This window comes from Natranaerofaba carboxydovora (assembly GCF_022539405.1).
Lineage (GTDB): Bacteria > Bacillota > Natranaerobiia > Natranaerobiales > Natranaerofabaceae > Natranaerofaba > Natranaerofaba carboxydovora.
In genome coordinates this window covers 1710012-1732698 of sequence record NZ_CP054394.1, presented here as the reverse complement: position 1 = coordinate 1732698, position 22687 = coordinate 1710012, and the positions used below count along the sequence as shown (strand labels likewise).

The window sequence follows — 22687 nt, the reverse complement described above, 5'->3', positions numbered from 1 at the left end:
AAATGGTAATGTATGGTTTGCTGCGTATAAGATATTTGCTGTTCCTTAATTTAACCTAGGTTATGAAGAAAAATTAGATGAAAATTAGTTAGCATGATATTTTATAGTCCGATTTGGACTTAATTTTTTTTGAAAAATTAAAGTGAGGTGGTATTTTGTCAGGAAAGAGATTGTTTCATTTATTATTGATTACATGCTTGTTTGTTTCAGTAGCCTTTATGACAGGTTGTGCTCCAGAGGAAAAAGCAGGAGATGAACAGGAAGAACAAGATAAAGATGACTCAATTGAATACGAAGTTGAGGTACAAGCTGATCCTGAAGAGGCTGGCAATATAACAGGTGAAGGTACTTATAAAGAAGGGGAACTAGCAGAAATTAGAGCTATCTCTGAAAACTGGTACAATTTTGATAATTGGACGAATAAAGAAGGAGAAGTATTAGAAGAAAACAAGACTCTCGAAATAGAAGTTGAAGACGACAAGGAAATAATAGCTAACTTTAAAGATGAAATTAATGTAGAAGAGTCCGTAAAGGCAGAGTGGCCTTTAGAAGAAGTTAAACAAACAGCAGAAGAAGCTTTTCAAATTTTTAATGAGGATGTTTCGACAACACTATTCTCCGAAGAAAGCTTAAGAGAAGTACTAGAATCAAATAGCTATCCTAATTTTGGAGTTTACCAAGATTATGATCGGGTAGGCCCTGGAAAGCTTGGTTTTTTAGGTGATGTAGAGTTGCAAAAAATTGAAGAAAGTGAAGAATCTGTTCAAGTAACAGCTTCACTGAAATACCCAAAATTCAGTAATGAAAATATTGAGATTATCCAAAAAGAACTGATTAATAAATTGAAGTCTCAAGCCGAAGAGGACTCTGTTTCTTTGAGATCACTTTTTATAGAACTATTGAAAGATCAAGACCTTGAGAAGGAAAAAACACAGAAAACTATTGTGCTAAAAGAAACGGATGATGAACTAAAAGTTACTTCTATGGATTCACTAGAAGAATCTTATTCATCTCTAGATGAACTCTATAAAGAATCAGTAATTGATCTGATTAATGAAGTAGTTATAACAACTGATGATGCAGATACTGAAGTAGCTTATGATGAATCCTCTATAAATAGTGTTTTAGCACGCTTTAATAGTAATCTTGAAATTGAATTAGATCAAGAAAAACTCACAGGAGTTTCAACAGTAATTGATCCTTATTTACTTGATAAAACAGTTCTTACATTGCCAAGTGAATCCAAAATTCCATTGAATGATATTTTGGGTCCACTAGAAGATAAACTCGACTCTTCAAATCCAGAAGCTAATATGCGGCAAATTAAATTCTCCGATACCCTAGAACAGGATAAAAAGAATATTAGAATAGTTTATCAAGAAAAAAGTGAAGTAAATGAAGTGCTAGGATATTTAAATAGCAACAAGCAGGACGTAAATATAATTCAAGATGTTAATGGAGTTATTGACGATTACTTTTGGTCACCGCAGGAAGACTATGTGGCATATATTAGGAAGCTATGGATTGGAGGCGAAACTGGAAGTAAAACTTTAAATATATATGATACCAATCAAGATGAAGTATTTCGAGTTACTGATTGGGATGAGTTTGAAGAAGAATATGACGAACTAAAAAAGGATACAGAACAACCTGAATACAATGTTAATTTTCAGGGGTTAGAGTGGGATGAAGATGGAGAAACCTTATCATTTGAGGTGACCCCTAGTGAAAATGGACAAAAAGTTGATTCAGAAGACATAGAAGCTACAACTTGGGAGTTCAGTGTTAAAGAACATAGACTAAAGAAGATAAAATAGTGATTGTCTATTTTACGGTGAAAAACTTTGGGGCCAAGAAGAAAAAGTTATAGATAATTGGGGCAAACAGGAGGCTAACTTATGATTAAGAATATTACTATAACAGTATGGATTATACTCGTTTCTATGAGTTTATCGGTAGGTTGTAATAACGAGTTAGAAGTCATCATCCAATCTAATGATGAGGATATGGGAACAGTAACAGAAGGTGGAACTTTTGAAAAAGGTGAGACAGTCCTATTAAAGGCAACACCGAAAGAAGGTTATACATTTGTTGGTTGGGAAGTAGAAGGAGAAAAAATAAGTCAAGATCAGAAATACGAATTAGAAGTTGAAACTGATAAGGAGGTGACGGCACAGTTTGATGAAACAGTAGATATTCCAGACGATACACTTAAAACTGCGATACGTGATGAATTAAATAAATCATCAGGTGAAATAACAATGTCAGACATGAAGAATCTTGAAAGCTTAGAAGTTTATCAAGAAGATATTTCAGATCTCACGGGCTTAGAATATGCTGTTAACTTAACTGATTTGCGATTGAGATACAATGAGATAGAAGACATATCTCCTCTTAAAGAGTTAACAAACCTTGAACAATTATTTTTAAATGATAATAAAATCGAAAATATAGACCCATTGTCTAAATTAGAGAATTTAGAACAGTTACAACTGTGCAGAAACCAGATAGATGACATTACACCATTAGAAAACTTAACAAACTTAGAAACACTACAGTTAACCAACTCAGAGACAAGCTTACAGTGGGGTGATGAAGATGCTGAAAATGAAGTGACCGATATCAGCCCACTTAAGAATTTATCAAATTTAGAAACACTTTACCTAAATGACAATCAAATATCAGATATTTCACCCCTTGAAGGTCACGATAATCTGACAAGACTGCGATTAGGCAGTAATGAAATACAGGAAATCGACGCTTTATCAGGGCTGAATAGTATAGAAGTACTAGGGCTAGCTAGAAATGAAGTGACTGATATCAGCTCATTAATAGAACTTACAAATCTAGAAGAGCTAGACCTGGGATATAACTCAATAGATGAAATTACTTCACTTAAGGACTTAACAAATCTTGAAACCCTTCGCTTAATCGATAACCCCGCAGATGACACTGATGTAATTAATGAATTAGAATCACAAGGTGTCAATATAACTGATGCTGACTTTTTAAGAGGATAAAGAATTACTGTTTATGAATGACCTTTTTGAATACTTTGGGGTGAGGTGGTAAAAGTGTCAGTAAGAAAATTAGCTTATATATCAATAGTGATAAGTGTAATAGTTTTTACAGTTTTTATAGCAGGCTGTGCTCCAGAAGAAAAAGCAGAAGATGAAAAAAATAAAAATAATCTGAATAAATATCAAGTAGAGGTACAAGCTGATCCTGAATATGCGGGAGAAATAACAGGTGAAGGCACTTATGAAGAAGGAGCAGAGGTTAAGATAGAAGCAGAACCTGAAGAAGGTTATGAATTTGTAAATTGGGAAAAAGATGGCGAGAAAGTGAGTAATCAACTAGATTATCAATTTGAAATAAATGAAAATGTCACTATAAAGGCTAAATTTGAAAAGGAAGCAGTTGACATAACTGATTCAAATTTAGAAACTGCTATAAGGAATGAAATAAATAAAACAGAAGGTCAACTGACAATTGAAGAATTAGAGAAGATAACATCACTAGACTTATCTTCTAATGATGCTATTAAAAATTTAACTGGTTTAGAGTATGCTTCTAATATAGAAAAATTGAACCTGAAAAATAATGAAATAAAAAATCCAGAACTAATATTTGAATTAAAAAATTTAGAAAAACTTGAAATATGTTTAAATAGCATAGATCCTACAAAACAAGAAAAGTTTATTACCAATTTAACTAATTTAGAACAACTTAAGTTAGAAGGAATGGAAAGATTTCATGGACTTGAAGATTTGAAATTTGAAAGTTCTTCTAAAATATTTAAAGAAGGAGAAGATGGTTTAGAAGATATCCCCGAAGAACCAGAAGATGTAGCTTTTGAAGAAGAAGTTCTCTATGATGTAGTAGGCCCTTTTAACGAAAAGACTTATGAATATCCACAATTTGAAGTTATGTTTCAGCAACCATTAGAATATGATTCTAAAACTCATAATTATAAAGATGTAGGTAAAGATTTTGAATTTAAAGTATTAGAGGCTTTCGAACCTAATGTGAAAGGGCCACGAGAAATAGAAGTAGGCGATAGCGTGGAAAATGTCATTGAAAAATTTCCGATCTTATATCAAGATGATGATGTAATTAGACGTAATGGTAATGTAAAGTTGGACAATGACTCTTCTATAGAAAAAATTATCTTTGAAGATCATCTTCCTGATCAAGCTCCCTTTGGTTTTTACCAGCACCACTTTACTTTTACTTTATCTTTTGAAGAGAATAAGGTAGATTCATTTGAAATTAAGCGGATCAGATATGATTTATAATATTAGCGGTTTATTGTACATCCTCCGATTACTGCGTCATAAGCGGTAGCTTCCTTCAAAAATGCTACCGCTTAAATAATTTTACTCAAATCAACAACGAACTATAACAGAGCCAAATTTTTTGACCGTTTCAATGATATGATTCCTAGATTGAGGGTCAACACCCACAGTGGGTTCATCCATTATCAAAAGTTTAGGGTTATGGATAAGTCCCGCTGCTATGTTGAGTCGGCGCTTCATTCCTCCTGAATACTTTTTTATCGGTTCATCAGCTCTATCAAGAAGTCCTACGATAGTTAGTACTCTGTTTACTGACTCCTCGAGATCTTCTTTTTTGACATTATTAATTGTTCCCCAGAACTTTAGATTTGCCCTAGCCGATAGTCCTGCATACAGTGCAGGTTCTTGAGGGACGATACCAAGATAACTTCTACCCTTCAGACTCTCTTTGGCCATATTACATCCCCCTAAGGTTATGTTCCCTGCAGTTGGATTTAACAGACCGCTTACCAGGGAGAGAGTTGTGGATTTCCCTGCACCGTTAGGGCCAAGAAGGCCAAATACTTCCCCTTCTTTTACGTTGAAACTAACCCCATCAACCGCATTTCGTGAACCAAAGGATTTTGATAAATTGTTAATTTCCAATATGTTCATCTACAAGACACCTCCAACTGTTTTACTATTTGTTTTACTATCTATAGTTTAATGTTTTGGCAATATTATCAAAACGGTCAAAAGGATGAACTTTAAATACATAAAAAGGCTGAAAAATCTTAGAAATAGCAGTTAATTAAGTGTAATGAATAGGTAAGTCACGTAAAACATGTTTATGATAAAATGGTAGGTACACTAATCTTTTAGGCTAAATTAATAATAGAGGAGAAACCTTAAATGGAATTTTTATTCGCTGTATTGATACTAGGGTGCATTTTTGTGGATATTACTTATATGTTGTCTCGACTATTCAAAAAAAGAATACTTAAATATATACCCTCATTCCTTTTGATGGGAGCAGCTGTCTATTTAGTTATTTCGGCAAGATATTTTGCAACAGATGGAATAACTAGCTTAATTAAAGGGATTTGGAGTGTCATGCTGTTTTGCACATCTATGATAAGCATTATGGCTGCAATAGTTATCAATAAATGCCAAAAGAAAAAAGAAGAGCTTTAAATGTGGAGCTAATAACAAACGCAAACAAGAAAGGAGACAAAAAGTGAAAAAGAAAAAAATATTTAAATGGATTATGATAGGGATACCATTACTGTTAATTGTGGGTGTAATATTCATAGTTGGGAGTAGTTATTTTGAACACAGAGAGTTAGTAACACAGGAAAAAAAGGAATACCCAGCACCTGGCACGCTTGTCGATGTTAATGATGATGGCGACCAGTTACATGTTTACTCAGAAGGAGACGGGGAAGTGACTCTTGTTTTTATGTCAGGTCTTGGGACTAGTTCTCCAGTATATGATTTTAAAGTTCTTTACGACAAATTATCAGATGACTACCGAATTGCCGTAGTAGAGCGAGCTGGATATGGTTGGAGTGATATTACCTCTAGCTCTAGAGACATAGATACAGTTCTAGAACAAACCCGTACCGCATTGCAGCTTTCTGGAGAAAGCCCTCCTTATGTTTTGTTCCCACATTCTATGGCTGGAATGGAGGCAATACATTGGGCTAATCTTCATCCGGAAGAAATTAAAGCTATTGTGGGTTTGGATCCACTTATCCCAGATTATTATGAGCAAACGGAGGATGAACCTTCTCCTTCGCGTGTTATAACCTTACTGGCACGTACTGGCCTCATGAGACAGCAACCAGATGTTTTTAATGATAATTTTCCAGCTATGAAAAAAGGACATTTGACAGAAGAAGAAGCTGAGATAGCCAGGACAATATTTTTCCGCCGCACCCAAACAAAGAATATGTGGGATGAAGCTGATTCGATACCAACAAACTCTCAGACCGTTTCTCTGCATGGAGAACCTGATGTGCCTTTCCATGTTTTTATATCTGTTGAGAATGAAGATGAATACTGGAAGGAGAGTTTAATTTCCTTTTCAGAATCAACTGCCGGGGAATATTTTGTTTTGGATGCAGAGCACTATATTCACCTTGACAAACCCGAATTAATTGCTGAAAAAAGTAAAAAACTTATAGAAATGGCAGCTGGTAATTAATTGATATTATAACTTTAACTGAGGTGTATTTTGATGCCAGTGTTTGAATATGGACAAAAGGAGATAGATTACTTAAAAAAGAATGACAAAATACTAGGAGAAGCTATTGATAAAATGGGTATAATAGAGCGAGAAGTTGTACCTGATCCCTTCAAAGCCCTGATTATAAGTATTGTTGGTCAGCAGATTTCGAATAAGGCGGCAGCGACGGTTAGAAATAGACTATATCAGCTACTTGGAACTATCACACCAGAAAACATTATGTCAACAGAAATTGAAACGATCCAAAGTTGCGGCATGTCAAAAAGAAAGGCAACCTATATAAAAGGAATAGCAAAAGCGGCAATAGAGGGTGAAGTGGATTTTGACAATCTTAACAAACTTGCCGATCAGGAAATAATAAAAGAGTTATCCTCTCTTTATGGAGTGGGGGTTTGGACGGCTGAGATGATATTAATATTCTCCCTTGAACGCCCCGATGTTGTTAGCTATAGAGATTTAGGTATCCGTAAAGGTATGATGAAATTATATGGGCTAAAAGAAGTTTCTAAGGAACAATTTAAGGAAATTAGAGCTAGGTATTCGCCATATGGAACAGTTGCGTCTCTATATCTTTGGGAGATGAATGTGTTGTAGCTGGAGTACCCCGCGGTTAGTTTATGTAAATATGATTATAGTAGGTTCACACTAACAAAGAATCGGTAAATACCGATTCTTTGTTAGAAAAGTAAACTTTAAGAAAATACTTGCCCCTGAAGTACTATTTCACCTATACGCTGAGCCCCTAATTGTGGTCTAACGGAAACATCTATAAATGGTAATGTCCCACCAAAATCTAATAAAGTTGAGGCTACCCAATTCTGACTGTCCTCTGTGGGCACTAAATATAATGTTGCTAATGTTGAGGTAGAGTCTGGAACTGTAAGGGTAGCTACGTAACTATCATATGGACCAAATGTATCTGGTTCCGGCAGGTTAATGCCTAAGATAGTAACGCGTTGAACGGGGGGAGTAAATGTTGTTATTTCAAAGGCTGAAGCTCCTGCTATAAAAAGTTTTTCAGCTGGTCCTGTAGGAAATAAAGGGTTAGTTGAGATAAAAGGTTGGTTTTCATTGTTATTGTGCTGTTCACTGTTTTCCACGCTATATACCTCCTTATCATTTATACTTATATTTTATGCATTGTAGTATTAACAGTGCAGAAAAGTTGAAGGTTATGGGAGAAGTGATGAAATAACAAGATTTAAATATTATAAATTTGAAAAAATAATGTTAGATGTAAAGATTGATTATGAAATAGTCAAAAGGAAGGGGATTATTATGTCTCAAGATAAGAAACAAAAAGAAAAGATTAAAAAATCGGAAGAAGAATGGAAAGAAGAGCTATCGCCGGAATCCTATTGTATATTGAGAGAGGGCGGGACAGAAGAGCCATTTGAAAACAAATACTACAATCATAAAGAAGAAGGAACATATTACTGCGCTGGTTGTGGTAATCCTCTATTTAGTTCAAAAGCAAAATATAATTCAAGATGTGGTTGGCCAAGTTTTTTTGAACCAGTGTCAGAGGACAATATTTCTACAAGGAAAGATACTTCCCATAACATGATAAGAACTGAGGTTTTATGCTCAATTTGCAGTGGCCACCTTGGTCATGTATTTGAGGATGGACCAAAGCCAACTGGCCTTAGATATTGTATCAATTCAGCATCTCTTGATTTCAAAGAGGAAAAGTGAGAAAGAAATAACTCCTTCAGCTATGTAAATCTCCACTACGAAGTTCAAATTCCTGATTAGTAATGTTATAGTAACAGCTAGCCTTTGCTCCCATACCTTTTATATCCTCCCATATTATTGGAGATAGCTAGATGAAAACAATATAAAAAGTGATTTATATGTTTGACAAAAGTATAATAGTATGATAAATTTAAATCAACCCACCCCATGGGGGGTGGGCAAATAATAGGAGCGAGAGTATGTCTAGTATGTCTATTTAATAGGACAGATAAAAAGAGGTGAGTGAAATGACCGAAAATAATTTAAAAAAAACAAGTCTAAAAATTTTAGGTATGACATGTGCCAATTGTTCAGGTCGTATAGAAAAAGATCTAAATAAAGCTGAAGGAATAAAAAGTGCTCAAGTTAATTTTGCAGTAGAGAAAGCTTATATTGAACATGATCCTGATGTCATCACGCAGGATGAATTGATCAAAATAGTAAAAGATTCTGGTTACGATGCTAGTGTAGAAGAAGAAAATAAGAAAAAGGTAGAACTTAAAATATCTGGCATGACCTGTTCTGCTTGTTCTAATAGGGTAGAGAAAGGCTTAAATAAGCTTGATGGAGTAAATGCCAGTGTAAATATTGCAACGGAAAAAGCTTTGATTTCCTATGATCCTTCAGATGTTAGCTTGTCAAAATTAAAGCAAACTATCAAAGACTCAGGTTATGAAGTCGTAGATGAAGATCTTCAAACAGAGACTGACCCAGAAGAAGAGAAGATTAAAGAAGCAGCCAAACGTATGTGGTGGTCTGTAGGTTTTGCTAGTGCAGTAATGATTTTAATGATGGTTCATATGTTTGTGGCACCTGTTCCTTATTATATTCCTATTATAGCAGTGCTAGGTTTTCCTGTAATATTTATCATCGGAGCTCCAACTCACAAAGCTACCTGGAGAGCTTTAAAAAATGGTAGCCCTAATATGGATACACTAGTAACAATGGGATCTGCTATTCCATATACTATAAACTTTTTAGGATTACTAGGACTGCCGATAACATCGTTTATAGAGATGGCTACAACAATTATGGCATTTCATATGGTAGGTAAGTTTCTAGAGATAAAAGCTAAAGGGAGGGCTTCTCAGGCTATTAAGAAGCTCCTAGAGATGGAAGCAAAAACTGCTCGAGTTTTAAAAGATGGTGAGGAAAAGGAAGTTCCTATAGAGGAAGTACAGGTTGGGGATGTGATGGTTGTAAAGCCTGGCGAAAAGATTCCGGCTGACGGTGTAGTAATTAAAGGAGAAAGCAGCGTAGATGAATCTATGGCAACGGGAGAGTCTATTCCTGTGAACAAAAGAGTTGATGACGATGCTATTGGTGCTACTATTAATAAGCAGGGCGTAATGCATATTAAAGCAACTAAAGTAGGCAAAGATACATTCTTATCCCAAGTCATTAAAATGGTTGAAGAAGCTCAAGGGACGAAAGTTCCTATCCAGGAATTTGCTGACAGAGTAACCGGCTACTTCGTGCCAGTAGTTATTTTGATAGCGATATCTGCCTTTGTTTCTTGGATGTTATTTCCCGATTTTCATGTTGCAGTTGTTGAGTATTTTAACTTTCCATGGTCTACTGTGGATTTACCTCATCTTTCATTAGCACTACTTGCGACTATAGCTGTGCTGGTTATCTCTTGTCCTTGTGCTCTTGGTCTTGCGACACCAACAGCTTTGATGGTAGGTAGTGGTTCTGGAGCCGAAAAAGGTGTATTGATTAGAAGTGGTGAGGCTATTCAAACAATGAAGGATGTAAACATTATAGCCTTTGACAAAACAGGAACTATTACCAAGGGAAAACCAGAGGTTACTGATGTGATTAATTACAACGGTTTTAGTAGAGAAAATGTACTCTATTATGCGGCAAGTATTGAAGCATCATCTGAGCATCCGCTGGGTCAAGCAATTGTTGAAGATGCTAAAGTAGGAGAAATTAAATTGGAAGAAGTACAAAACTTTTCATCGGTAACTGGCAAAGGTGTAAAAGGAGAAGTTAAAGGTAAAGAAATTCTTATTGGTAGTAGAAAACTTATGGTAGAGTACGGTGTTTTACATGAACACTTGAATAGCGAATTAGAAAGGTTGGAAGATGAGGCAAAGACAGCTATGTTGGTAGCAGTTGACGGTGAAATGGCAGGTATTGTTGCGGTAGCAGATACTTTAAAAGAAGATTCTATCCAGGCAATTAAAGAGATAGAAAAGTTAGGCATGAAAACAGCGATGATAACTGGAGATAATGAAAGAACTGCCGATGCTATAGCCAAAAAAGTTGGCATAGATAAAGTTTTGGCTGAAGTTTTACCCGATGGTAAGGTTGATGAGGTTAAAAAGTTGCAAGATGAATATGGAACTGTTGCGATGGTTGGAGATGGTATTAACGATGCTCCAGCCCTTAAACAAGCGAATATCGGGATAGCCATAGGCACAGGAACAGATATAGCTATAGAGGCTGCTGATATTACCCTTGTAAGAGGAGATTTGAGCGCAGTTGTTTCGGGGATCAAGCTTTCTAGAGCTACTTTTAGAAAGATTAAAGAAAATTACTTCTGGGCATGGTTCTACAATGCAATAGCTATTCCTGCTGCGTTCTTTGGTTTGATCCATCCGATGATTGGTGCAGCAGCTATGGCAGCTAGCTCGATAAATGTAGTGCTAAATTCTACTAGGCTCAAAAAAGTTAATTTAGACCCATCTTATAAAGAAGATAAATCTGACTAAATTAAAAAATAAATTGGCCAGGGCATAGCCAACTAATTAAAATATAGGAAGAGAGCATAGTGCTTTTGTCTTAATCTCTCTTCCTATATTATTAAAGACTTAAAGCATAGAAAAATAATATTTAGGAAGGTGATGATTAAATATGCACGGTGTTTGGCATGGTATGATGGGGCTTTGGATGTTAATTCCGATTATTTTAGTTGTGCTTGTTATATATCTGTTATTTAGGTCTAACAATGACAATAATAGGACTCAAAGTATTGAGAATAGGCCAAAAGATGCCCTCGATATTTTGAATGAGAGGTATGCTAGAGGGGAAATATCAGAGGAAGAATATAAGCATAAGAAGGATAATTTGATTAAATGATAAAAACTTTATCATAGAGAGGATGGAATAGTCATATGGAACACAATATGGACTATGGTTATGGACTTTGGCCTATAGTAATAGGGCATATTGCTATTGTATTATTTGTGTTGTTTATAATCTTCAAGCCTAAAACTAAAGCTGATTGGAAAGGCCTGGGTTCATTAAGTGCTTTTTTTGTGGCTTTGTTTACAGAAATGTATGGTTTCCCGTTTAGTATATATTTACTCACTTCATGGCTTGGAAGCAGATACCCGGTCATGGATCCTTTGTCTCACGAACATGGTCATTTGTTGTATGTATTTCTTGAAGACGTTCCTGGCATTTCTTATCTAGTCCACCCGGGTAGTAATATACTGCTATTAATTGGAGTTATAATTATAGCCAAAGGGTGGAAACTTATACACAAAGGAAATGGTCAGTTGGTAACAGATGGCATTTATAGTCGAATACGTCACCCTCAGTATACAGGTTTTTTTATAGTTATAATTTCTTTTTTGATACAGTGGCCTACTATTACAACCATTGTAATGGCTCCAATACTATTTATTATATACATCCGGTTGGCAAAAAAAGAAGAGAAGAAGATGATAGAAGAGTTTGGGGAGGAGTATATTGAATATATGAATTATACTAATAGATTTTTACCGTGGCCTGCACAAACTGAAATCAATCATTATGAAAATATGTAGCTATATTAAAAATATTTTAGCATGGAGTGAGATATTTTGGTTGATAAACACAGGCGTCCTAAAAAACCTGCATACGGCCTTGTAATTCTTATAACTGCGTTGGTTACCGCTATTATAGTTGGAGGAGTTCTATATTTTGCCTGGGGTGCTGGTCAGATGGCTGAAGATATACCTCAAAAAGAAGAGGATTATATGGATGAGGACCATGTGGATCAGGAGATATCCAAACTTGAAGAAGATGTATCTAACCTTGAAGAAGAAAACCAGAATCTCCAGGCTGAAATAACAAGATTAGAAGAGGAAAAAGAGGAGACGACAGACCCAACACAGATCAGCCATAGGCCTAATCCTGGATGGGACGAATATTTCCCTGACTACGAAACTACAACTCTTGAAGGCGAATCAATATCTACTGTTAGGGGCATTCTGGGTGAGCCACCTTTTCTTGTTAGAAGTATAGCAGTAGAAGAGGAAAACAACAGGGAAGTATGGGTTTATCTGCCCCATGAAGAAGACCCTACAGGATTATATCTATTCTTCAAAGGTAATAGACTTGATAGTAGTAGACTTGATGAATTCCCGGGGCTTCCTGCGTCTTATATCTGGGATATGGATGAATTTTGGTATGAATGATGGCTGTCACATCTAATGTTGGTTTGCTACAATTCACGTTTGTTTATGTTTTTTCTAGTTCCTAAGTCACAGGCAAGGTTTCTTAACAGATTTATTTGCTGTTGTTTACCAAGAACTAAAACTTGGTCTCCTTCTTCTAATAACTCTTCTGGACTGGGGTTAAATACAAGGTCTTCATCACCTTTTTTCTTTAAAGCTATGACCATCAGTCCAGTTTTTTCTTTTATATTAGCGTTTTTTAGTTGTTTATTTTTAAACTCTGAGTTTTCGCATATCACTACATCTTCTAAGTCTAACATGATTTCGTCTGCCTGAGTTATTACATCTAAAAAGGATACTACAGAAGGCTTAAGCAATAGTGAAGCCATCCTAGCGCCACCTAATTCATTTGGTGAAATAGTATTGTTAGCACCAGCTCTTTTTAGTTTTGAATGAGAGCCCCGGTTAATGGCTCTTGAGACTATATGTAAATCAGGATTAAGCTGTCTGGCTGTTAGAACAGTATATACATTATCGGTATCTCTGGATAAACATGAAATTAATCCCCAAGCGTTATCTATGTTGGCATTGTGTAAAATCTTTTCCTGAGTTGCGTCCCCCTGAACAGTTAAAATACCTTCATTTGCTAAAGAACTGCACATCTCTTCATCTTTTTCAATAACTACAAAATTTGCTTCGCTTCGCTTGAACTGTGAAATGACACTGTAACCTGTTTCTCCTGCTCCGCACAAAATATAGTGGTTGTTTAACTTAGAGATTTTGTCTTGCATTTTTCTCCTCCTGATTAATTCCTGGATTTCACCTTCAAAAAATAATGATACAATAGAAGAAAAGCCATAAGCTGCAACACTTAACCCGGCTATAATTAAAAAAATAGTAAATAATCTAGCAGCCTGACTAAGTGGAGCAACTTCCATAAATCCAACAGTTGATATAGTAATAATTGTCATATATAAGGCGTCTAATGGTCCAAGCCCTGCAAGGAGCATGTATCCTATTGTTCCAATTATAATAACTGAGACAATTGAAATCAGTATTTTTAAAGCATTATTTGTTGTATTCATATTGATTCACTTTCCTATGATAAGGTTATTGTTTTGGAGTTTATTATATTATTATTTTAGAAAACATACAAGCCAACGCAAACAAAAATAGCAAAATTATCGCGGATGATGAAGGTAATAAAATTAAAATGTTGAAAAATATATTAAAAAGGTTAAGTGGCTTAATAAGATAATCGGTTAATTTGACAAAAAGTTATAAAGGAGTTCCTAACAAGATGAAAGTACTAAAAGAAATTACTTTAGAAGTTTTGCAGGCTGTATTACCATTAACCATAGTTGTTTTTTTATTAATGATAGCCGTACTATCTTCACCTATTGAAGAAGTGCTGCAGTTTTTAGTTGGATTAATATTTGTAGTTTTAGGGCTTATATTTTTTCTTGTGGGAATACGAATCGGCTTACTCCCTATGGGGGAGTCTATTGGAAATATGATTCCACAAACACAAAAGTTAAGTCTTATTCTAATTTATGCTTTTGTACTAGGTTTTTTGGTGACAGCTGCAGAGCCAGATGTAAGAGTGCTTGCATCTCAGATTGATATGGTATCGGATGGTGCGATACCTAATTTTATCTTGATTTATACTGTAGCAATAGGGGTAGGTATTTTTGTGGCTATGTCTATTATCAAAATTGTATTCAATATTCCTCTGAAGTATATTTTAATTGTCTGCTATACAGGTGTTTTTATTTTGTCAATCTTTACACCGGTATCTTTTGTGCCTATTTCTTTTGATGCCGGAGGAGTTACTACAGGTCCTCTAACAGCTCCTTTTATTATAGCTCTTGGTGTTGGTGTGACATCTGTTTTAAGTAGTAAGAGTGGCAAACCAGATAATTTCGGATTTGTGGCTCTTGCATCAATTGGACCGGTGATTGGTGTGATGATTTTGGGGGTGATTTACGGTTGAACGAAGTCGTTATATTTGAAGGATTTTTAGACACAATTTTAGAGGTTTCTATAGCTCTGGCACCTTTGGTCTTATTTTTTATATTCTTTCAGCTTGTTTATTTGAAATTACCCCGTATGGAAGTGTTGAACATGGTTAAAGGTGTAATCCTTACTTTTGTTGGGATAGTTTTTTTCTTACAAGGGGTACATGTTGGATTTTTGCCTGTTGGGGAGATATTAGGTCAAGGAATGATTGAACATACGGGTAAATGGGTTGTTATAGTTGTAGGCTTTATCCTAGGAGCAGTGGCAACTTTTGCAGAGCCTGCTGTAAGAGCATTAAGTGATGAAGTTGAAAAAGTTTCGGCTGGTTATATACCACAAATTGTTTTACTTATGACATTATCTTTAGGTGTAGGGTTAGCTATTTCTATCGCTATGATAAGGACGATATTTGGTATACCGTTTATGTATATTTTACTTCCTGGCTATGGTTTGACCCTTGCGACTACACTTATTACAAAAGAAAACTTTGTTTCAATTGCTTTTGATTCAGGTGGAGTTGCAACAGGTCCAATGACAGTGACCTTTATCATGGCCTTTTCAGTAGGGGTTGCTTCCCAAATAGAAGGAAGAGATCCCCTAGTTGAAGGTTTTGGAATGATTGCTTTAGTTGCATTGATTCCTATATTGTCTGTTTTACTTTTAGGTTTAGTTTATTTGAGAAAGGAGAAGCAAAATGAACGAGAACTTGAAAAAGAATCACAACGTAATAATTACTATAGTCAAGAAGGGTAAAGCCAAAAAAATATGTGATATAGCCAAAAAAGCCGGTGCAGAAGGTGGGACTACGATCCTTGGCAAGGGTACTAGTGTGAAAGAATTTAAAAAGATTTTTGGACTTACCTTAGATGATGATAGAGAAGTGGTTTTGACTGTTGTTAATGATAAAATAGAAGACGAAGTATTTGATGCAATAGTGGAAAAGGGTGAGCTAAACAAACCTGGTAATGGTATTGTGTTTGTGATGGATTTAAAGAAGATTGATGGTATTGTTCACTTGCTAAAGGGGGTTGAAGGATAATGAATGAAGAATGTAAAACAAAAGAATGTAAAGTGAAATTCGATCTTATCATAACTATTGTTAATAAAGGTCGTTCTCATTTGGTGGTAGAAGCTTCCAAAAATGCTGGGGCAGAAGGAGGCACTATATTAGGAGGACGCGGTACAGGAATTCACGAAAAAGCTAAACTCTTTGGGATAACAATCGAACCGGAAAAAGATATAATTTTGACTCTTGTACCTAGAGATGACGTTGATAAGGTATTAAATTCTATAATAGAAGAAGCGGAGCTTGACAAACCAGGAAAAGGTATTACTTTTGTGTTAGAAGTAAAAAGAGTAGCAGGTATTACTCACTTACTTGATGAAGATATAAGAGAGAAGATTGGTAATAGTAATCATGATTTTGACTTATGAAAATTAGGCAAATATCTTAAAGATCTAAAAAGAGGGCAGAGGGGATATTATGGGGAAAATTTCAAAAATGGAAATAAAACGTTTTTGGAAAGGTTTTTGGCAGATTTCTGACCCTAAGATATGGATAGCTTCTACTGTTCCATTGATAGTAGCTAATGCTTTAGCATTTGGCCATACGGGAGAGTTGAGTTTTTACTGGCTAATGATAACTTTGATAGGTATATATTCTATCGAAATTGCTAAAAATGCATTAAATGATGTGGTTGACTATCAAAGTGGGGCAGATTTGTTTGTTGAAAAAGATAAAACCACTCCTTTTAGTGGAGGGAAAAAGGTAATTGTACAAAAGTTACTTTCAATAAAAGAAACCATGGCAATATTTTATTTGACTTTGTCAATTGGTATAATGACAGGTTTGTATATCACTTTTTACCGGGAATTTTTTGTCCTGTGGATTGGAATAGCTGGAATATTGTTGGCAGTATTTTATAGTCTTCCCCCTGTCAAATTATGTTACAGGGGGCTTGGTGAAGTTGCTATTGGTATTACTTTTGGTCCTTTGATGGTTACAGGTGCATACATGGTGCAGGCTAGTGCTTTAAGCTTTGATGTTATCCTTGTTTCTTTTCCTATAGGCTTAATTATTGCAAGTGTAATATGGATTAATCAGTACCCTGATTATGAAGCAGACTACAAAGCGAAAAAGTTTAACTGGGTTGTAAGACTTGGCAAAAGACGAGGGTTGATTGTTTATAAAGCTCTTTTTATTATAGCATTTTTATGTTTTATTTTAATGTTTATATATTTTAGAAATCCGCTGTGGCTGTTACCTTTGGTTTGTATTAGGCTTGCGATAAGAGCTTACAAAATTGCAAAGGAAAATCATGAGCAAATTCCAGAGATGCTAGAGGCCAATGCGACTACTATAAAAATATATCAAATTATTGGTGCACTTATGGTGCTTGCTGCTATCTCAGAACAATATTAAATCAAAAAACACCCCAAATTATAAGCTTTGAAAGGATGGCATCCTAGTAATGGATGGGAGATATTTATTTATTCCTGTGATCTCTGGGTTGATAGGTTGGTTTACAAACTTTTTAGTCTTGAAGTTTTTATTTTGGCCAAGAGTACCATATACCATACCTATTATTAATTTCAAAATCCAGGGAGTGTTTAGCAGAAGAAAAGCTGATATAGCAAAGGCTGTAAGCCAGGTTGTAGCAGAGGAGCTGATGTCTAAGGACAAGTTGCTTGACTCGATAGACAAAGAAAAAGCTGCTGTTGACCTGGTAGAATTCACAGAAACAAAGGTAGAAGATATAGTAGACAAACGACTGAGTTTGATAGTACCATCATCTATTAAGAAAAGGATATCCAGCATAGTAACAAATATTATAAATGATGATTTGAATACTTCTGTAAGAGAAGGTATAGATAAGCTATTAAAAGAAGGTAAAGATCAGATAGACGTAGGGGAAATGATAGAGAATCAAATCCTTTTGCTCGACATTGAAGAAGTTGAAGATATGACCTTTAGAATTGCAAAAAAAGAGTTTAAATTTATCGAAATATTTGGTGGTGTATTAGGAGTTATTATAGGGATATTTCAGTTAATTGTGTTAAGACTGATATAATTTGACAAAAAGGTACTTAATGAGTATAATAATGCCATAATATTTGCGCGCGTGTGTCAAACCTCTCGTACCCTTCAGGGGATTGAGGTTTTTTTATTGAACAAAGGAGGAAATAAAATGCTAACTATTACTCTAAAAGATGGTTCTACTATAGAGTTAGAAGAAAATATAGAAGTAAAAGAAGCAGTGAAAACAATTAGCAACAAATTGTACAAGGAATCAGTAGGGGCAAAATTTAATGGTAGCTTGCTAGGTTTAAAAGAAAGGCTATCAGAGGACGGGGAATTAGAAGTTATTACCTTTGATGATGAAGAAGGAAAAGAGATATATCGCCATACTAGTTCACATATCCTAGCTCAAGCTGTAAAGAGGTTGTTTGATAACGTAGTGCTAGGAATAGGTCCTGCTATTGAAGATGGGTTTTATTATGATTTTGACTTAAATGATAGCTTGTCGGATTCAAACCTTGAAGCAATAGAAAAAGAAATGCAAAAAATTATTAAAGAAGACCTTCCTATCGAAAGAGAAGTTTATAAAAAAGAAGATGCAATTAAAATGTTTGATGAGATGGGTGAAAAATATAAGGTTGAGCTTATTGAAGACCTTGATGATGAAACTATCACCTGTTATAGACAGGGAGAATTCATTGACCTGTGTATGGGTCCGCACCTTCCATCAACAGGTAAAGTAAAACACACTGCTATAAAACTGCTTAAAGTAGCTGGTGCATACTGGCGTGGTGATGAAAACAAACCTATGCTTCAAAGGATATACGGTACTTCCTTTATGAAAAAAGGACAGCTGGATGAATACCTTGAACGCCTTGAAGAAGCCAAAAAAAGAGATCATAGAAAAATCGGTAAAGAACTTGACCTGTTTAGCTTACATGAAGAAGGGCCAGGCTTTCCGTTCTTTCATCCAAATGGGATGATAATATTAAATGAACTTACAGACTTTTGGCGAAAAGAACATGAAAAAGCTGGATACAAAGAGATAAAGACTCCAATAATATTAAACAGAGAACTTTGGGAAACCTCTGGTCACTGGGAGCATTATAAGGAGAACATGTATTTTACCAGGATAGATGAAGATGATTATTCCATAAAGCCTATGAACTGTCCTGGTGCTATGTTAATTTATAAAAATGGTATGTATAGTTATAGAGATCTACCTCTTAGGATAGCTGAGCTTGGCCTTGTTCACAGGCATGAGCTGTCTGGTACCCTTCACGGACTAATGAGGGTTAGAAATTTTACCCAGGATGATGCCCATATATTCATGCTGCCAGAACAGATAGAGAGTGAAATAGAAAATGTAATCAAGCTGGTCGAGAGATTTTATGAGATCTTTGGTTTTAACTACAGGGTTGAGTTATCTACTAAGCCCGAGAAAGCTATGGGTCCAGATTGGATCTGGGAAAGAGCTACTGATGCTCTAAAAGATGTACTTACAAAACGAGGCATAGATTATAAGATAAACGAAGGTGACGGAGCTTTTTATGGTCCTAAAATAGATTTTCACCTAGAAGATGCAATCGGCAGAACATGGCAGTGTGGTACTATCCAGCTAGACTTCTTAATGGCAGATAGATTTGAACTTAATTATATAGGACAAGATGGTAAAAAACATAGACCTGTTATGCTTCACAGGGTTATCTATGGGGCTCTTGAAAGATTCTTTGCTCTTTTGATCGAGCACTATGCCGGAAGATTTCCTTTATGGTTATCTCCAACCCAGGTTATAGTACTACCAATAGCTGATAGACATGTAGAACACTGTGAAAAGTTAAAAGAGCGTCTTGAAGAGAATGACATAAGGGCAAAAGTTGATGCGAGAAATGAAAAAGTTAACTTCAAAATAAGAGAAGCTCAAATGCAGCAGATACCATATATGTTTGTCGTTGGAGATAATGAAATAGAAACAGGGCAGGTATCTCTTAGAAGTAGAGAAGAGGGCGATCTTGGAAGTAAAGATTTTGATGAAGTAAAAAACAAGGTATTAGAAAAAATTGAAAATAAGGCATAGTAATTGATTGACTTGGTCATGATAGAGTGATATACTTTAAAATGGTGCATAAAAAGTAAAAGAACTTTTAAAAAATAAATAAAAAAGATCAAAAGAAGAAGTTCTCGCTTCTCACCCTGCAACGCCTGAAGTGGTAGTTAGTAGGGTCGATAAGATTAAATATGACTAGACTAGCCAAACAAATTTCCCACAGGCATTCTTTATTCATCATTCATGGATTTAAATTAGTATTAAAATAACATGAGAAGATGCTTATGTGGAGGTGTACTTTGAGATTTGGCAAAATATTTTAGTTGTCTTGAGGAGCGGGAATTCTAAACCGCTCTTTTTTATATTTTTGATAATTTTTTTTGTAAGTTAGTTTTTCTAATATTTTTGGGAGGTGACACAATATTTCTAAGGATTTGCCGGTGAATGAGCAAATTAGAGCTAAAGAAATCAGAGTTGTGGATAGTAATGGAGAGCAGTTAGGGATTATGAAACCACAGAAGGCACTAGAACTAGCAAGGGAAAAGAAGTTGGACCTTGTAACTGTTTCACCAGGAGCGAAACCTCCTGTGTGCAGGATTATGGACTATGGGAAGTATAAGTATGAGCAGAACAAAAAGGACAAAGAAGCTAAAAAGAAACAAAAGACAATCAATGTAAAAGAAGTGAAGCTTAGACCTAATATTGAAGACAATGACTTTAATACCAAACTTAATAATGCTAAAAGATTTCTTAATAAAGAAGACAAGGTTAAAGTTACTATTATGTTTAGAGGAAGAGAAGTAACGCACCCTCAATTAGGTGAAGAGCTTTGCCAAAGAATGTACGAAGAAGTTAAAGATCTTGCTGTAATGGAAAGAAAACCAAAACTAGAAGGTAAAAACATGATTATGATTCTTGCACCAAGACAGGAATGATAATACCTGAAACCGTTTAAATTTATTTTGTTAGAAAGGAGAATCTACTAATGCCTAAGATGAAAACTCATAAAGGTGCAAAGAAAAGATTTAGAAAAACTAAAAATGGTAAAATTATGAGAAATCAGGCTAATAGGAGTCACCTTTTGAGAAAGAAAAGCCCGAAAAGAAAGAGAAGATTAAAGAAAACTGCACAGGTTAACAAGACTAATGAGCAAAATATCAAAAAGCTAATTTAATTATTTTGAAGTAGAAGGAGGTTATATATATGCCTAGAGTAAAGACTGGCACAACAAGACGCAAAAGACATAAGAAAATATTAAAAATGGCTAAGGGGTACGGTCGTTCTAAAAATAAGGTGTATCGCTTGGCTAATCAGCAGGTGATGAAATCCTTAGTTTATGCATATAGAGATCGACGCACGAAAAAGAGAGACTTTCGAAAGCTTTGGGTTACAAGAATTAGTGCTGCATGCCGTCAAAACGGATTTTCATATAATAAGTTTATCAACGGACTAAAAAAAGCAGGTGTTGATATAAATAGAAAGATGTTATCTGATTTGGCAGTTAACGACTCAAAAGCTTTCAGTGAACTTGTTGATATTGCTAAGAAAAATGCATAGTACTTTTTGTATATGACCGGGGTGAAGCCCAATGAACGAAGGAAACGAAGGGGCAAATGGGATAAAAGGCAAAAGAAGTTTCTCGCCGGCACAGGTGCTGGTTTTTGGTTTTTTAGCGCTGACAATAATAGGGACTATTTTACTTAGTCTTCCTATAGCTACAGTAAAGCAAGGCTCCTTGCCTGTAATTGATGCTTTGTTTACTGCAACATCTGCAGTCTGTGTAACAGGCCTTGTAGTGGTTGATACAGGAACTACTTTTACTATATTTGGTCAAATTGTGATAATGTTATTAATCCAGGCGGGTGGCCTTGGATTTATGACCATGGCTACCCTAATATTTATTATTTTGGGCAAAAGGATATCTTTAAAAGAAAGGCTTGTTATACAGCAAGCACTAAATCAAACTGATTTGTCTGGAACTGTAAGGATCGTAAAATATGTTCTTATTTTGACTGTAGTGGTGCAGAGTATAGGGACACTAATTCTAGGTAGTAGATTTGCAGTAGAGTATGGTTTTAGTCGTGGGTTTTATTATGGACTTTTTCATACGATTAGTGCTTTTAATAATGCCGGTTTTGATCTTATTGGAAACTTTAGAAGTTTGACCCCTTTTGCAGATGATGTGGTTATTCTAACAGTTATACCTCTTTTATTCATTGTGGGCGGCCTTGGTTTTACAGTAGTTATTGATTTATTTTACAATAGAAACTGGCTTCAGTTTAGTTTTCACACAAAGGCAGCTTTAACTATAACCGGTGGTTTGTTAATACTGGGTTTTATTGGCATTATATTTATGGAGTGGAATAACCCTGAAACATTAAAAGGTTTGTCATTTTCAGAAAAAATTTTAACCTCTTTTTTCACAGGGGCTACTCCCAGGACTGCTGGTTTTAATGTACTGCCTACTGATGAGTTACTAAACCAAACTACCCTTTTTGTAATGGTTTTGATGTTTATTGGTGCCTCTCCTGCTTCGACTGGCGGAGGAATAAAAACAACGACTTTTGGCGTATTATTTTTTACTGTAATAGCTGTTTTACAAGGGAAAAAAGACGTTTCTTTCTTTGAAAGAAGGGTACCTTTCGAGCTAATTACACGTGGGGTGGCAATAATTTTTATTTCTTTGCTTGCTGTTTTCATAGTAGCTCTTATTTTACTTATGAGTGAAAAAGCTGAGTTTATTGATGTATTATTTGAAACAATTTCGGCATTTGGGACTGTTGGTTTGTCTAGAGGGCTAACACCTGATCTAACAAATGTTGGTAAGATACTAATTACAATTACAATGTTTATAGGTAGACTAGGCCCTTTGACTTTAGCATTTGCTTTGGCCAGGGATAGAGAGGACCCTAGAATTCGTTATCCTGAAGAGAAAATCTTGGTTGGTTGAGG

25 protein-coding genes are annotated in these 22687 nt (G+C 35.3%); 22 read left to right on the top strand and 3 right to left on the bottom strand.

The genetic code is table 11. The features are described from left to right. The first annotated feature begins 155 nt into the window (after positions 1-155). The 3 genes from ACONDI_RS08265 (at position 156) to ACONDI_RS08255 (ending at position 4298) form a co-directional block, all read left to right on the top strand. Positions 156-1817: an InlB B-repeat-containing protein gene (locus tag ACONDI_RS08265; protein WP_241078064.1), complete on the top strand. Its 1662-nt coding sequence runs from the start codon at positions 156-158 to the stop codon at positions 1815-1817. 81 nt (positions 1818-1898) lie between these two features. Then, positions 1899-3020, top strand: coding sequence for a leucine-rich repeat domain-containing protein (locus tag ACONDI_RS08260; protein ID WP_241078063.1), 1122 nt, complete (start codon positions 1899-1901; stop codon positions 3018-3020). Between the two features lie 54 nt (positions 3021-3074). After that, positions 3075-4298 (top strand): InlB B-repeat-containing protein, encoded by a 1224-nt coding sequence (locus ACONDI_RS08255; RefSeq protein WP_241078062.1) that lies wholly within the window; start codon positions 3075-3077, stop codon positions 4296-4298. A gap of 90 nt (positions 4299-4388) precedes the next feature. On the opposite strand, the gene ACONDI_RS08250 is transcribed toward ACONDI_RS08255, so the two are convergent. Then, the gene (locus ACONDI_RS08250) at positions 4389-4952 is read right to left on the bottom strand and encodes an ABC transporter ATP-binding protein (RefSeq protein ID WP_241078061.1); all 564 of its coding nucleotides are present in this window, start codon (positions 4950-4952) and stop codon (positions 4389-4391) included. A 237-nt stretch (positions 4953-5189) separates the two neighbouring features. On the opposite strand from ACONDI_RS08250, the gene ACONDI_RS08245 reads away from it, so the two are divergent. The 3 genes from ACONDI_RS08245 to ACONDI_RS08235 are packed head-to-tail and all read left to right on the top strand — an operon-like array spanning position 5190 to position 7119. After that, positions 5190-5471 carry a hypothetical protein gene (locus tag ACONDI_RS08245; RefSeq protein ID WP_241078060.1) on the top strand — a complete coding sequence of 94 codons (282 nt, stop codon included), beginning with the start codon at positions 5190-5192 and terminating at the stop codon, positions 5469-5471. A 43-nt stretch (positions 5472-5514) separates the two neighbouring features. After that, a complete protein-coding gene (locus tag ACONDI_RS08240; RefSeq protein ID WP_241078059.1) occupies positions 5515-6483 on the top strand; it encodes an alpha/beta fold hydrolase in 969 nt (322 codons plus the stop codon). Positions 6484-6516: 33 nt separating this feature from the next. Further along, a complete protein-coding gene (locus ACONDI_RS08235; RefSeq protein ID WP_241078058.1) occupies positions 6517-7119 on the top strand; it encodes a DNA-3-methyladenine glycosylase family protein in 603 nt (200 codons plus the stop codon). Between the two features lie 98 nt (positions 7120-7217). Here the strand turns inward: ACONDI_RS08235 and ACONDI_RS08230 are convergent, their stop codons facing one another. Then, positions 7218-7625, bottom strand: a complete 408-nt coding sequence (locus tag ACONDI_RS08230) for a YoqH family protein (protein ID WP_241078057.1) — start codon at positions 7623-7625, stop codon at positions 7218-7220. A 178-nt stretch (positions 7626-7803) separates the two neighbouring features. Between ACONDI_RS08230 and msrB the strand changes: the two genes are divergently transcribed. From msrB to ACONDI_RS08205, 5 genes are all read left to right on the top strand, one after another. Further along, a complete protein-coding gene (msrB, locus tag ACONDI_RS08225; protein ID WP_241078056.1) occupies positions 7804-8220 on the top strand; it encodes a peptide-methionine (R)-S-oxide reductase MsrB in 417 nt (138 codons plus the stop codon). Between the two features lie 287 nt (positions 8221-8507). Continuing rightward, positions 8508-10979, top strand: a complete 2472-nt coding sequence (locus tag ACONDI_RS08220) for a heavy metal translocating P-type ATPase (protein WP_241078055.1) — start codon at positions 8508-8510, stop codon at positions 10977-10979. 142 nt (positions 10980-11121) lie between these two features. Continuing rightward, positions 11122-11346, top strand: a complete 225-nt coding sequence (locus ACONDI_RS08215; protein ID WP_241078054.1) for an SHOCT domain-containing protein — start codon at positions 11122-11124, stop codon at positions 11344-11346. Positions 11347-11381: 35 nt separating this feature from the next. Further along, entirely contained in the window at positions 11382-12038 is a 657-nt protein-coding gene (locus ACONDI_RS08210) for a methyltransferase family protein (protein ID WP_241078053.1), read from the top strand. A 36-nt stretch (positions 12039-12074) separates the two neighbouring features. After that, a complete protein-coding gene (locus ACONDI_RS08205) occupies positions 12075-12671 on the top strand; it encodes a hypothetical protein (RefSeq protein ID WP_241078052.1) in 597 nt (198 codons plus the stop codon). Between the two features lie 26 nt (positions 12672-12697). On the opposite strand, the gene ACONDI_RS08200 is transcribed toward ACONDI_RS08205, so the two are convergent. Next, entirely contained in the window at positions 12698-13735 is a 1038-nt protein-coding gene (locus tag ACONDI_RS08200) for a potassium channel family protein (protein WP_241078051.1), read from the bottom strand. Positions 13736-13950: 215 nt separating this feature from the next. Between ACONDI_RS08200 and ACONDI_RS08195 the strand changes: the two genes are divergently transcribed. From ACONDI_RS08195 to ACONDI_RS08145, 11 genes are all read left to right on the top strand, one after another. Continuing rightward, a complete protein-coding gene (locus tag ACONDI_RS08195) occupies positions 13951-14643 on the top strand; it encodes a DUF1538 domain-containing protein (RefSeq protein WP_241078050.1) in 693 nt (230 codons plus the stop codon). Then, positions 14640-15422: a DUF1538 domain-containing protein gene (locus tag ACONDI_RS08190; RefSeq protein ID WP_241078049.1), complete on the top strand. Its 783-nt coding sequence runs from the start codon at positions 14640-14642 to the stop codon at positions 15420-15422. The genes ACONDI_RS08195 and ACONDI_RS08190 overlap by 4 nt, the downstream gene beginning before the upstream one ends. Continuing rightward, positions 15364-15708 carry a P-II family nitrogen regulator gene (locus ACONDI_RS08185; protein ID WP_241078048.1) on the top strand — a complete coding sequence of 115 codons (345 nt, stop codon included), beginning with the start codon at positions 15364-15366 and terminating at the stop codon, positions 15706-15708. Before ACONDI_RS08190 ends, ACONDI_RS08185 begins: the two co-directional genes overlap by 59 nt. Further along, positions 15708-16103 (top strand): P-II family nitrogen regulator, encoded by a 396-nt coding sequence (locus ACONDI_RS08180; RefSeq protein ID WP_241078047.1) that lies wholly within the window; start codon positions 15708-15710, stop codon positions 16101-16103. The genes ACONDI_RS08185 and ACONDI_RS08180 overlap by 1 nt, the downstream gene beginning before the upstream one ends. 49 nt (positions 16104-16152) lie before the next feature. Beyond that, positions 16153-17091 (top strand): prenyltransferase, encoded by a 939-nt coding sequence (locus ACONDI_RS08175; RefSeq protein WP_241078046.1) that lies wholly within the window; start codon positions 16153-16155, stop codon positions 17089-17091. Between the two features lie 49 nt (positions 17092-17140). After that, positions 17141-17740 carry a DUF445 domain-containing protein gene (locus ACONDI_RS08170; RefSeq protein ID WP_241078045.1) on the top strand — a complete coding sequence of 200 codons (600 nt, stop codon included), beginning with the start codon at positions 17141-17143 and terminating at the stop codon, positions 17738-17740. Between the two features lie 117 nt (positions 17741-17857). Continuing rightward, positions 17858-19765 carry a threonine--tRNA ligase gene (gene thrS, locus ACONDI_RS08165; RefSeq protein ID WP_241078044.1) on the top strand — a complete coding sequence of 636 codons (1908 nt, stop codon included), beginning with the start codon at positions 17858-17860 and terminating at the stop codon, positions 19763-19765. Positions 19766-20169: 404 nt separating this feature from the next. Further along, positions 20170-20670, top strand: a complete 501-nt coding sequence (gene infC, locus ACONDI_RS08160) for a translation initiation factor IF-3 (protein ID WP_241078043.1) — start codon at positions 20170-20172, stop codon at positions 20668-20670. A 50-nt stretch (positions 20671-20720) separates the two neighbouring features. After that, on the top strand, positions 20721-20909 hold the full coding sequence (gene rpmI, locus ACONDI_RS08155) for a 50S ribosomal protein L35 (protein WP_241078042.1): 189 nt from the start codon (positions 20721-20723) through the stop codon (positions 20907-20909). Positions 20910-20938: 29 nt separating this feature from the next. Then, entirely contained in the window at positions 20939-21292 is a 354-nt protein-coding gene (rplT, locus tag ACONDI_RS08150) for a 50S ribosomal protein L20 (RefSeq protein ID WP_241078041.1), read from the top strand. Between the two features lie 31 nt (positions 21293-21323). After that, the gene (locus tag ACONDI_RS08145; protein WP_241078040.1) at positions 21324-22685 is read left to right on the top strand and encodes a TrkH family potassium uptake protein; all 1362 of its coding nucleotides are present in this window, start codon (positions 21324-21326) and stop codon (positions 22683-22685) included. Positions 22686-22687 lie beyond the last annotated feature (2 nt).